This window comes from Candidatus Eisenbacteria bacterium, from assembly GCA_013140805.1.
Lineage (GTDB): Bacteria > Eisenbacteria > RBG-16-71-46 > RBG-16-71-46 > RBG-16-71-46 > JABFRW01.
On record JABFRW010000125.1, the window covers coordinates 1 to 11854 of the forward strand.

Annotated in this window: 11 protein-coding genes; 5 read left to right on the forward strand and 6 right to left on the reverse strand. The window is 67.5% G+C overall.

Features of this window, described 5'->3' with window-relative positions; all coding sequences use genetic code 11:
- Positions 1–690, reverse strand: a 690-nt coding sequence (locus HOP12_09920; protein ID NOT34473.1) for a hypothetical protein, incomplete at its 3' end; no start/stop codon positions are given.
- Positions 691–1001: 311 nt separating this feature from the next.
- On the opposite strand from HOP12_09920, the gene HOP12_09925 reads away from it, so the two are divergent.
- Together HOP12_09925 and HOP12_09930 are read left to right on the forward strand one after the other, a co-directional pair.
- Complete coding sequence (locus tag HOP12_09925; GenBank protein NOT34474.1) at positions 1002–1790, forward strand: hypothetical protein; 789 nt, start codon at positions 1002–1004, stop codon at positions 1788–1790.
- A gap of 279 nt (positions 1791–2069) precedes the next feature.
- Positions 2070–3005, forward strand: coding sequence for a hypothetical protein (locus HOP12_09930; GenBank protein NOT34475.1), 936 nt, complete (start codon positions 2070–2072; stop codon positions 3003–3005).
- Between the two features lie 52 nt (positions 3006–3057).
- On the opposite strand, the gene HOP12_09935 is transcribed toward HOP12_09930, so the two are convergent.
- Together HOP12_09935 and HOP12_09940 are read right to left on the reverse strand one after the other, a co-directional pair.
- Complete coding sequence (locus HOP12_09935) at positions 3058–3582, reverse strand: hypothetical protein (protein ID NOT34476.1); 525 nt, start codon at positions 3580–3582, stop codon at positions 3058–3060.
- A 56-nt stretch (positions 3583–3638) separates the two neighbouring features.
- Positions 3639–4922 carry a hypothetical protein gene (locus tag HOP12_09940; GenBank protein NOT34477.1) on the reverse strand — a complete coding sequence of 428 codons (1284 nt, stop codon included), beginning with the start codon at positions 4920–4922 and terminating at the stop codon, positions 3639–3641.
- A 287-nt stretch (positions 4923–5209) separates the two neighbouring features.
- Between HOP12_09940 and HOP12_09945 the strand changes: the two genes are divergently transcribed.
- The 3 genes from HOP12_09945 (at position 5210) to HOP12_09955 (ending at position 9672) form a co-directional block, all read left to right on the forward strand.
- Positions 5210–6163 (forward strand): ATP-binding cassette domain-containing protein, encoded by a 954-nt coding sequence (locus HOP12_09945; GenBank protein ID NOT34478.1) that lies wholly within the window; start codon positions 5210–5212, stop codon positions 6161–6163.
- The gene (locus HOP12_09950; protein NOT34479.1) at positions 6160–7467 is read left to right on the forward strand and encodes an ABC transporter permease; all 1308 of its coding nucleotides are present in this window, start codon (positions 6160–6162) and stop codon (positions 7465–7467) included. Before HOP12_09945 ends, HOP12_09950 begins: the two co-directional genes overlap by 4 nt.
- A 471-nt stretch (positions 7468–7938) precedes the next feature.
- Positions 7939–9672 (forward strand): NAD+ synthase, encoded by a 1734-nt coding sequence (locus tag HOP12_09955; GenBank protein ID NOT34480.1) that lies wholly within the window; start codon positions 7939–7941, stop codon positions 9670–9672.
- A 97-nt stretch (positions 9673–9769) separates the two neighbouring features.
- Here HOP12_09955 and HOP12_09960 read toward each other — a convergent pair whose 3' ends face one another.
- The 3 genes from HOP12_09960 to HOP12_09970 all read right to left on the reverse strand — a co-directional run bounded on the left by HOP12_09960 (position 9770) and on the right by HOP12_09970 (position 11734).
- Positions 9770–10336 (reverse strand): hypothetical protein, encoded by a 567-nt coding sequence (locus tag HOP12_09960; GenBank protein ID NOT34481.1) that lies wholly within the window; start codon positions 10334–10336, stop codon positions 9770–9772.
- Positions 10337–10347: 11 nt separating this feature from the next.
- Complete coding sequence (locus HOP12_09965; GenBank protein ID NOT34482.1) at positions 10348–10899, reverse strand: hypothetical protein; 552 nt, start codon at positions 10897–10899, stop codon at positions 10348–10350.
- Positions 10900–11047: 148 nt separating this feature from the next.
- Positions 11048–11734 carry a hypothetical protein gene (locus HOP12_09970; GenBank protein ID NOT34483.1) on the reverse strand — a complete coding sequence of 229 codons (687 nt, stop codon included), beginning with the start codon at positions 11732–11734 and terminating at the stop codon, positions 11048–11050.
- Positions 11735–11854: the final 120 nt, after the last annotated feature.

Here is an 11854-nt window from a genome sequence, read left to right on the forward strand (position 1 = left end):
GCCCATGCCGAGCCGTGTCATCTGCGGCACCCCGAGCACCTGCACGCTCGCGCCCGCCAGGTCGCGCGCGACGCGGGCGCGGCGCGCGAGCGCATCGGGCGGCAGGGCGTCTCCGGGGGTGTTCGCCAGATCGCGCGCCAGACAGGTGCCCGAAGCGATCGCGTCGCCACGCGCCACCGCACGGCGCTGCCGGGCCGAGATCGGTTTCCAGCGTTCGAAGATCGTGATCCGCACCAGCGGCTTCGGTCCCGGCTCGGTCTTGAACGCGGTCAAGCGTTCATGCCCGAGGCGCGCGCCCTCGACGGTCGCGGTCAGCGCGACGATCGGATCGAGCCCGCCGGCCGAGGCGCCGTGCGCAACGGTGGCGACCGTCCCGGCGCCCAGTTCGCGGGCGCGGCGTGTGGCGGCCGCCATCGCGAGCCTCACGCGATGCGGGGTGAGTGCGGCGCGCGATCCGAGACCCACCACGATCACCCGACGAGTTCGCGGATGCCCCGGATGCAGAAGCGCGAGCTCGAGCCAGCGACCGGTGAAGTCGCCACTGTCGAGCAGTGCCGCGAGCGCCCCGCGCGTCGCGCGATCGACGGCTCGTGCGGCGCCGCCGAGCGGTCCGCCCGCTTCCAGCACGCCGACCACCCATGCGCCGGCGCGTTGAGCGACCAGATCGCCGCGTCGCACTTCGAGCTTCAAGGAGCCTCCGTTGACAGGTGCATGACGCGCGAGCCTACGCGGCTCGAGCGCGTGTCGCCACTTGCCCGACTCGCGCCCCGCTGGCATTGTTCCGCCATCGCGCGGCTCCCCCGCGCCATGGCAGGGAAGCCGGCGGCTCTCCCGGCGTAGTTGCGTCGGATCGTTCCGCGCACGCGAGCGTGACGATCACAGCAATGGACTTGCAGCCGTTGGCCGTGCACGTCGCACGGCGCGGCACCCGAATCTTCACGAACCCGGCCAGGATGGCCGGTCGCGCCACCGGCACGTTCCGGTGAAAGGAGCCCTTTCCCATGCGTCGACTTTCTTCTCTCGCAGCATTGATCGCGCTGTCTGCCTCGCTCGCCGTCGGTTGTGGTCAGCAGGCCCAGCAGGCCGCGGACACTTCGAGCGCCGACAGCTTGCTGGCCTCGAACCCGATCGAATCACCGCCGCCGGGCGACATCACGCCGCAGACCGATTTCGAGCAGACGCCGGAATCGCAGACGCCCGTGAGCTCGACGCCGAGCAGCACCCGGCCGGTGTCCAAGCCCAAGCCCAGGCCGACCGAGCCGGCTCCCCGGTCGGAGCCCGGCGTCTCGATCGCGACCGGCACTCCGCTCAAGGTCGCGTTCACGGCCAAGCTCACGTCCGAGACTGCGGTGGCCGGAGATGCATGGAGCGGCACGTTGAGCGACCCGGTGACGCTCGGTGACAACGCGGCACTGCCGGCCGGTACGGTGGTGCACGGCGTGGTGGTCGGTGCCAAGCCGGCGCAGAAGGGTGATCGCGCGGTGCTGGTGCTGGCGATGACCTCGCTCGAGGTGAATGGCCGCAGCTACGATGTGAGCGGTCACGCCGACAGCCTGATCGCGGGCTCGACGCGCGGACGCAACGTGGGCGCGGTGGCCGGCGGCGCGGCGGCGGGTGCGCTGATCGGCAAGGCGGTCGGCGGCAGCGGCAAGGGCGCTCTGATCGGCGGACTGATCGGCGGCGCGGCGGCGACCGGAGCGGTCGCGGCCTCGAAGGGCTACCAGGTCGAGGTGAAAGAGGGTGCTCAGGTCGTGTTCACCGTCACCCAGAGCGCCAGGATCAAGTTGTAGTTCGTACTCGATCGAAGTCCCGAAGCGGGGCGGAGCGGCTCTCCGCCCCGCTTCTGCTTTTCCGCTCCCTGGCATTCAGCGTTGAACCGCGCCGGACTGCGGCTACAACCCGTTGAACGATCGGGTACACCCGCGCCCCACATCGCCGCCCGCCGCTCGTTGCGGTACAACGAGTTACGGCATCGCGATGCGCGGCACGGGTGCTGCTCATGCTGTGAGTGTCCCTGACCCCGCACTCTCGCATGGCCCGCTCGCGGGCTCCGATTGGAGGCACGCCTCATGAAATCACACCGCATTCTCCTCGCGGCGCCATTGCTGCTCCTGATGCTCGCCGGCTGCAGCAAGAACAGCGATCCGACCGATCCGACTTCGAACAGCGGAACCTCGCAGGATCAGGTCGAACTCACCCAGCAGGTCACGACGCAGCCGGACTACGCCGAAGACGACGGCATCGCAACGTCCGAGGAGCAGGTCGAGGCATCGTTCGCGTTGTCGCTGGCCGCCGACCTCGACGTCACCGCGGGCTCTCACCCGGTGCGCTTCTGGCGAGTGATCCGCGACATCGATCGGCGCTTCGAGTTCGAGTTCTCGGACTTCGACTCGGCCGGCAATCCGAACCGCGCGATCGTCACGGTTCACAAGCTGCTGCGCGGCAACTTCAACGTGCTCTACGCCGACAGCGTCGGGCCCGACAGCGTGGTGCGCAACTTGGTGCACAAGCCGCTCGAGGATCGCTGGGTGCGCAAGCTCGTGCTCCATCGCATGCGCCTTCCGAATCACGTGCGCTCGGTGTGGCGCATCGTCGGCACCAGTGGCGTTCAGGTGACTTCGAAGGACGCGACCACCGACATCGTGAGCCTGCGCGTTCAGCAGGGTGCGCTCGACACCACGATCACGAATCCGCTCGAGCTGTTCCGTCTGCGCCAGATCATCCAGCTCGACACCGGGGCCGATGTGACGCTGACCGTGACCACCACGCGAGCCGACGACATCGTGCTGCTCTACTCGCGGGCCGGCCGCGCTCGCTTCCACAACAACGGCGACCTCACGTACTCGGGCACCTGGCGCACCGCGAGCTTCGCGGGTCTACGTCACGCCGGCATCAATGCGCTCTCGCATGCGACGCTGTTCGACCCGGCCGCTGCGTATGATTCGCAGGCGTGGATCCTGCCGTACCTGGTGCGCCCGAACGATCCGGGCGACTTCGTCGAGTAACGAGCGCCGGCCTCACGCCGGAGGATTCGAAGCGGGCGGCGGCGCAACCGGGCTAGTGCGGTCCGGCGCCGCGGTCTTCGTCTTCGGCGGGCGACTGCTTCGCGCGTTCAAACAACGTGCGCCACTCCTCGAGTTCCTTCTTCGACAGCGTCTCGGGCTTCTCGTTTGCGGCCGCACGCTTGGGTTCCAGCACGCTCGCCATGAACAGATCCGCGAGCGAGACGTTGGCGCCCATCGCGCGTGCGTGGCGTGCGATCTCGAGATCCGCGGTCACAACGGTCACGCGCTCGCGGCGCTCGACCTGGTCCTCGACGATCGTCCGGATCAGATCGTCGGCCTTCTCGCCGGACTTGGAGTAGCGCACCGAGAGCCGCCCGCTCACGCTCTCGGTCGAGCCCTTGCCGGCGCCGTCGAACACCACGATGAAGCGCGCCTCGCCGACCCCGAACGTCCAGGACAGCAGGTTCAGCAGCTTGTGGCGCGATTGCTCGAGCGTGCGGCCCTCGATCGGTCGCAGCTCGGGCGAACGCAAGATGAGGTTGTAGCCATCGATGATGATGAGATGGTCTTCGGACATGGCGTTCAGTGTAGCGGAACGAGCCCGGCGTTCGCCCCCGTCCCGCGACCTGCCGCTTAGAACGCGCGGCCGCCCGATGCGGTGTGGATGATCACGCCGCCTTCGCCCACCGCCCAGCCGCGCAGCGCATCGACGAACCACACGTCGTTGAGCTGCGAGGTGGTGCGTGAGACCTGCGGGAACCAGTTCTGCCCGCCGTCTTCGGTGCGCAACACGATGCCGCCCGAGTTGAAGCCGACCGCGTAGCCGATCAGCGAAGTCGGGAAGTGGAGGCCCTCGATCAGGTTCGATGCGCCGACATTGGGTCCGAGCTCCCAGCTGTCGGGCCCCGTGACCGTGGTGCGCGTGGTCACGCCGCCGAAGCCGGCCGCGTAGGCCATGAACGGGCCCAGCGTCGACACTCCGTTGAGCGCAGAAGAGGTCACGAACGGCGAGAGGACGTCCCAGCTGTCGCCGCGATCGGTCGTGAAGGCGATCAAGCCGCCGTTGCCGACCGCCCAGCCGGTCGAGTCGGAGCCGAACGACACCGCGTTGAGTGCGAAAGCGGTCGGCAGATTCGTCTCGTCCCACGTCACGCCGCGGTCGGTGGTGCGAATCAGGGTGCCGTTGGCGCCGACCGCGAATCCGCGCGTCGCGCTCACGAACACGACGTCGAGCAGATTCTCGCCGGGATTCGCGCTCATCACGCGGGTCCAGTTGTCGCCACCGTCGACGCTCTTGAGCACCGTGCTGCCGCTACCGACGGCCCAGCCCTCGAGATCGGAGGTGAACCACACGCCCTGCAGGCTGAACGAAGTGCCGGTCGCCGAGGCATTCACCCAGTCGGCGCCCGCGTTGGTGGTGCGCATGATGCGGCCGCCGTCGCCGACCGCCCAGCCGAGCTGACCGTCCTGGCGGAAGTAGACGCCGTTCAGGTTCGAGCCACTGGAGGGATTCGGCTGCAGCACCCAACCGGTATCCGGGTAGACGAACACCACCGCGGTATCGCGCTGCGAATTCGATTCGACGAACAGACGAGCCACCCCTTCGGCTTCGGCGTGGACGCGGCCAGTCGCGTTCACGGTGAAGACGCTCGGGTTCTCGCTCTCCCAGCTGAAGTTCACGTCGTTGACCAGTACGCCAAGCGTGTCGTAGGCGAGCGCGACGAACGAGCGGTCGGTGCCGACCCTGAGCGTGTCGGACTCGGGCGCCACGACGACGCTCGAGAGCGGAACGATCACGATCGGTGGCGTCGGCGAGCTCGAGTCGCAGCCGGTGACGGTGCACGCGAAGACCACGGCAGCCCCGAGGGCGGCCAGGGGTTCGAAAGCTCGGGTGAAGGCGAAGTACACGTGTTTCATGGGGCCATCCAGGGTCGTCGTGGGTGGCATCGACCGCTCCCCCGGTGGGCAGCGGCTGCTGGCGGGCGGCTCAAGGTGCAAGTGCGGGGCCACCGGGCGCCGGCGGAACCGGGCTTGAAACGTCGTGAGTTAGCGGATCGGCCGAGCGGCAGTGCCGGCTCGGGACTGCACGGCGAGCCTGGATCTGGCCTGCGATTACCCGCACACGCCCGCCGGCGCTTGAGTGGCCGGGCGGTGCCGCCTAGTCTGCCGGGCTCGGCTACTGAGCACTCCCCTCGGAGGCACGCATGCTCTCAGTTCGTGAGGTCACCAAGCGCTACGACGGCCGTGCGGTCGTGAACAGTGTCACGTTCGACGTCCAGATCGGCGAGGTCTTCGCCCTGCTGGGGCCGAATGGCGCCGGCAAGACCACCCTGATCCGCATGATCACCGACATCCTGCGCCCCGACCAGGGCACCATCACGCTCTCGGGCGTCCCGGTCCCCGATCTGCCGCAGGGCAGCATCGCCTATCTGCCCGAAGAGCGCGGCCTCTACCGCCGCTCGAAGGTGGTCGAAACGCTGGCGTATTTCGGAGCGCTCAAGGGACTCGATGCCGCGGCCGCGCGCGCGGCCGCGCTCAAGCTGCTCGAACGCGTCGAGCTGCGCGACTGGGCGGAGAAGCAGGTCCAGGCACTCTCGAAAGGCATGCAGCAGAAAGTACAGCTGTGCTGCGCCCTGATCGGAAATCCCAGGCTGCTGATCCTCGACGAACCGTTCAGCGGACTCGATCCCGTCAACGTGCAGTTGTTCGAGGAAATCCTGCGCGAGCTGCGCGGATCCGGCGCGACGGTGCTGCTCTCGACCCACCAGATGAACAAGGTCGAGCAGGTGTGCGACCGGGCACTGATGCTCAACCGCGGTCACATGGTGCTCTACGGGCGCGTCGCGGACCTGCGCCGGCAGCACGCGGATCACGCGGTGACGGTGCGGACCGAGTCGCGACTCGAGACCGTCCCCGGCGTGCGAACGATCGAGTCGGCGAACGGCGACTACAAGCTGACGCTCGAGCCCGCCACGAAGCCTGAAGCGGTGCTGCGGGCGTTGATCGATCAGGGCGTATCGATCGAGTCGTTCGCGCTCGCGACCCTGCCGCTCGAGGACATTTTCGTGAAGGTGGTGCGCGAAGGACTCGGCATGGACCGCGGCGTGAGCGGACCTCCGACCGTCGATGAACACGTCACGGTGGGAGGTGCGCGATGAAGCTCGATTGGAAGCGTGTGAAGACCGTCGCACGACGCGAGTTCCTGACCACGATCAAGCGACGGGCCTTCCTGTTCATGCTGATCGCGACTCCCGCGTTCTACGCGCTGATCATGATGGGAAGCTCGGGGGTCGCGATCTCCGAGAGCCGCAAGGCGATCCGGGAGTTCAAGGCCCTCGGCGTGGTGGATTCGTCGGGCCGGCTCGCGGGTTCGGAACGCAGCATCAAGTCGGCGCTGTCGCCCGAGGATCTGCCGGCGAGCCGCAGCGGCACCCGCTCCGCTCCCGCTCCGGTCATGCCATCCGACACCGAAGTGCGGTTCTACGCCACGCAGGCCGAGGGCGAGGCCGCGCTGCGGTCCAAGGACATTTCCCAGTTGATGGTGGTGCCGTCCGACTATCTCGAGAACGGTGGCCTGCGCCGCTACGCGACCAGCAATTCGCCGTTCACGACTTCGGTCGGCCGGTCGGTGGGCCGCTGGCTCTCGGCCAGTCTGATCCGCGGGCAGGTCGACTCGACGCTGGCGGCTCGCGCCGCGCGCCCCATGGAGCGCGAGCAGTACCTCACGCTCGATCGTGACGGCCGCTTCGTGATCGAGGACGAGCGCCGGGAGCTCCTGAACGTGTTCATGCCGATGGCGTTCGCGATGCTGCTCGGCATGTGCGTGATCATCGGCGGGCAGTACCTGCTTCAGGGCGTCAGCGAGGAGAAGGAGTCCCGCATCCTCGAATCGTTGTTGTGCTCGGTGAGCCCCGACGAGCTGATCGTCGGCAAGCTGCTCGGGCTCGGCTCAGTCGGCCTGATGGTGGTGACGATCTGGGCGAGCGCCGGGCTCGCGTTCGCCGCACCGATGCTCGCGGCCGCGAAATTCTCGTTGCCGCCGTGGCTGCTCGGGGTGGCGATCGCCTACTTCATCGCCGGCTATCTGTTCTTCGGCAGCCTCATGATCGGGATCGGCGCGATCACGAACAATATGCGTGAGGCGCAGCAGTTCTCGGTCTGGATCTCGTTCGCGAACTTCGCCCCCATGATCGTGCTGTGGGCGATCCTTTCACGTCCCGACGGGCCGCTCGCGATGACGCTCTCGATGCTTCCACCCACCGCGGCCACCACCATGATGATGCGGCTCACCGCTCCCGGCGCCTCGGTGCCGTGGTGGCAGATTGCGATCTCGCTCACGCTGCTCGCCAGCTCCGCGTGGCTGGCGCTCCGCATGTCCTCGCGCCTCTTCCGGGTCGGGATGCTGCTCTACGGCAAGACCCCGACGCTGCCCGAAATCATGCGCTGGGTGCGGCAGGGCTGAGACCGCCGGCAAAACTCGGGTCGGAGGCGGGGTGGTGGCGAATCTGCCGCTCGGGTGTCGCATTTCGCCCAATCTGGGTGCACCCTGCCACCCGCCGCGCCGCCAAAAAAAGGCTTGAAGCCACCCGAGGTGAGTGCCGACAATCATTTGCGTGGCTGGTGGCCTGCGATTACCCATTCGGAACGGGAGTTGCAAGTTACCAGCCTGGCTCTGGGGCGAGACCCCTGGCCGCACTCTCCAGGAGCCCGCAGGCGTCGCGTAAAGGCATGGGTCCGTGAGACCCCCGACGCGAAAGCGGGTCGGAAACCAAAGGTCGAGCACCAAGCGCACGACACCCAGGAATCCCTCTTGAAGGGGTGGACGTCCTCGTCCATCCGCAACGGGACCGCCCGGCCAGTGGCCGGGCGTTTCGTTTCCGGGCGGCGGCTCCGGGTTGCACGGCCTGAGCGCCCGCCGCAATATCCGCGCCCCATGTCCCAACTCCGGCTTGCCTTAGCGCAGCTCAATCCCAGGGTCGGCGCGATCGACGCCAATGCCGCGCGCGTCGCCGAATGCATCGAGAAAGCGCGTGCCCAGGGCGTCGACGTGCTCGCGGTACCCGAGATGATGATTCCGGGCTATCCGCCCGAGGATCTGCTGCTCGAGCCGGCCTTCATCGCCCGCACCATCGACGCGACCCGCGAACTCGCACCGCTGACGCGCGGCATGACCGTGATCGTCGGCACACTCGATCGCGACGCCGACCTGTTCAACGCCGCGGCAGTCCTTCACGACGGAGCCTGGGCCGCGACCTTCCGGAAACGCTACCTGCCGAACTACGGCGTGTTCGACGAAAATCGTTACTTCATGCCGGGTCGCGAAGGCTCGGTGCTGCTGCGTGACGGGGTGCGGATCGGCGTGAGCGTGTGTGAGGACATCTGGTACCCGGGCGGGCCGGTCGAAGAACAGGTGATCCGGGGCGGTGCCGAACTGCTCGTGAATCTCTCCGCCTCTCCCTACCACGCCGGGAAGTTCGACGCGCGACGCCGAATGCTCGCAACGCGTGCTGCCGACAATCTCGCGGTGGTGGCGTACGTCAACCTGGTTGGCGGGCAGGACGAGATCGTGTTCGACGGCGGCAGTCTGGTGATCGACGAGAACGGCGACGTGCTGGTCGAAGGAGAGCGCTTCGACGAGGACTTCCTGGTCATCGATCTCGAGTTGAGCGGCGTGTTCGGTAGCCGGCTCCACGATCCGCGCTTGCGAAAAGAGCGCGCCCTCGATGAGAGCACGCCCCTTCCGGTCATCGAGCTGACCGCCGCGCGATCGGTTGCCGCCAGGCCTCCGCTCGCCAAGCGCGCACCGGTGCTGGTGCGCGAGCCGGTCGCCGAAATCTACGATGCGCTGGTGCTGGGCACGCGCGACTACGTGCTCAAGAACGGCTTTCGCGAGGTGGTGCTGGGGCTCTCGGGAGGTGCCGACTCGGCGCTGGTTGCCTGCATCGCCGCGGACGCGATCGGCTCGACCCAGGTGATCGGCGTCGCGATGCCGTCGAGCGTCACGTCGCGCGAATCGCAGGACGACGCGGCCACGCTGGCGCGCAACCTCGGCATGCGGCTCGAGGTCCTTCCGATCGGCGGCCTGCTCGACGGCTATCGCGCCTCACTCGCAACGGTGTTCGAAGGTCGGGCGCCCGACGTCACCGAAGAGAATCTGCAGGCGCGAATTCGCGGCAACCTGCTGATGGCGCTCTCCAACAAGTTCGGCTGGCTGGTGCTGGTGACCGGCAACAAGAGCGAGATCGCGGTCGGCTACAACACGCTGTACGGCGACACCGCGGGCGGCTACGCGGTGCTCAAGGACGTCTACAAAACGATGGTCTACCAGCTTTCGCAGTATCGGAATGGCCGCAGCGGCTCGCCCGACATTCCGCTGCATACGCTGACGCGCGCGCCGAGCGCCGAGCTGCGGCCGAACCAGACCGACCAGGACGCTTTGCCGCCCTACGACGTGCTCGATCCGATCCTGCGGCTGCTGGTCGAGGAAGATCGATCGATCGAATCGATCGCGAAGCTCGGCTTCGACACGGCGCTGGTCGCGGCGGTGGCGCAGATGATTCGCAGCTCCGAATGGAAGCGACGTCAGATGCCGCCCGGCGTCAAGATCTCGCCGCGCGCGTTCGGCAAGGACTGGCGCCGCCCGATCACGGACGGCTGGCAGCGCTGACCGGCTCGCGACCGGTCTGAAGCGGTGCGAGTTGCCTGGCGAGAAAACGAAACGGGCGCCGAGTGGCGCCCGTTCGAGTCTGCGGTGAAGCGATGCGTCAGATGCCGGCTTCGAGTACCAGCACCAGCACACCGTTCTGCACCGAGATGTCGTACACACCGGCGGTGCCGGCGGCGTAGAGCGTGAACGCGCCGTCGCCCTTCGCCTCGCCAAGCACGATGTTCTTGCCGGCCTGCGAGAACAGCGCGGCCGACTCGTCCCAGCCCAGCGTCACGGTGCCACCCGGCGTTCCCGCGGCGCCGATCGAGCCCGGTCCCCACAGCCGTACACCGCCGCCCGACTGAATCGCGTTGACGGTCGTGAAATTCGTCACCTCGGGAGTGACCCACACTTCGACCGAGCCGGCGGGGCCGGCGTTGTTCACGAACTTCCCGAGCACCGCGAAGTCCGAGATGTTCTTGAGCTTGTCCTTGTTGTCGCTGTAGTCGGAGATCGAGTTGAGATCCACGACCACGCGGCCGACCGCCGCGGTGACGTTGTTGATGTCCACGTTGCCCAGCTCGAAGTTCACGAGGATCTGCGCCGAGGTCAGGATGCAGCCGTTGACCGCGATCGTGGCAAGCACGAGGCCCGCAAGGAGCCCGCGGCGAATCTTGTTCGTCATGGTGATTCTCCTTACGGAACGCTGAAGAAGCGCCAGGTGGCGCCGAGAGTCGCATTCGCGAACTTCTGCGAGGTCTCGTCGGTCGGGATCATGGTCATCTCGCCACGCACGTCGATCGAGAGGCCCGGAACGGCGGGCAGCCCGATGCCGAGGCCGAGGCCAAAGCTGTACCCCATCTCCTCGAGCGATTCGGATCCTTCGCGCTCGATCTTGAACTGACCGATGCCGCCGAACGGGTAGAACCGGATCGGCCCGCCGAACGACAGCAGCACGTTGGCGCCGAACGAGGTGAGATCGCCGCCGTCTCGGGTGAACGCCAGCCCCCCGAACTCTTCCTCGAGGTCGCCGAGTGCGCTCTGCGCGTAGTACGGCTCGACCGTGAGCAGCGGCAGCAGGTTGACCGGAACCCGCACGCCGTACAGCGTGCCGCGTTCCGCCTGATCGTTCAGCACCGGAAAACTGAGTCCGCCGAATGCACCGACGCTCACGCTGGTCGCGCCGGCAGTGCCAGCGGCGAGCGCGATCGCGAGCGCGACGACGGAAGCCAACCAGATCTTTCGCATGTTCGAACCTCCACGGAAAATCGGAGCGACCACCCGGTGACACGGGAGCGTTCTCAATCGGGAGCGGCTGAGAATCGCCGGAATCTACCGCGCGACCGTCGCACCACCAAGCCGACGGAGGCGCTTCACGCGAGCGAGCGCCGCCTAGCTATTGCAGGACTCGGACCGAACGAACGCGGCCGGCGCAGAATCTCGTCAGGCGTTCCGCAACGCTCTCGAGCGTGGTCGACAAGTCCGCATCGGCGCGGTCCGGCGGACAGAACACGACCACCAGGACGTGGGAAGTTTCACCACTCACGGACGTTCGCAGTGAATCCGAAGTGGGTGCGCCGAACGGCCCGTCGTCATCGGCGAGCAACAGCCGACCCGCAAGCTGCACGCGCGCCTTGCGAATTCCCTCGTAGCCCTCGCCCTCGCGACCGACCCGCGCCTGCACTCCGCCGCGCAGCCGCTGCGCATCGTACAGACCGAGCGGGAGCTGGTGGTCGAGCGAACACAGATTGCAGACGTCGACGATCGGGCTCACCTCGGGCAGGCCCTTGCCCTGGAGCACGCGGCGCAGCAGAGCCTCGCTGCTCGGGCGCGTCTTGGTGGGGTCGACGTCGAGGCGATGGAACATCGCGCGGACCTCGGAAACCCCGGGGATGTTCGCGAACGACTGCCCGGCGGGGAGGCTCTGCCAGCGGGCGATGATGCGATCGCGCTCGGCGACGAACTCGGGGCCGAGTGCTGCGGCAACCAGCGATTCGCTTTCGATCGCACCGATCGCGACGACCCCGCGAAGCTCGGGCTCGATCGAAATGGCGCTCCCCTGCGGTGGTGAATGAAGGGACATGCGAACCCGTGTGCCTCGAAGCGCAGAAGCGGTGCTGGGAAACAAATCGGCGGGCGGCGGGAATTCCCTTTCCGACCCAACGGTCAAGGACAACGCAAAGGTCGCCGTCACGTTGCGGCC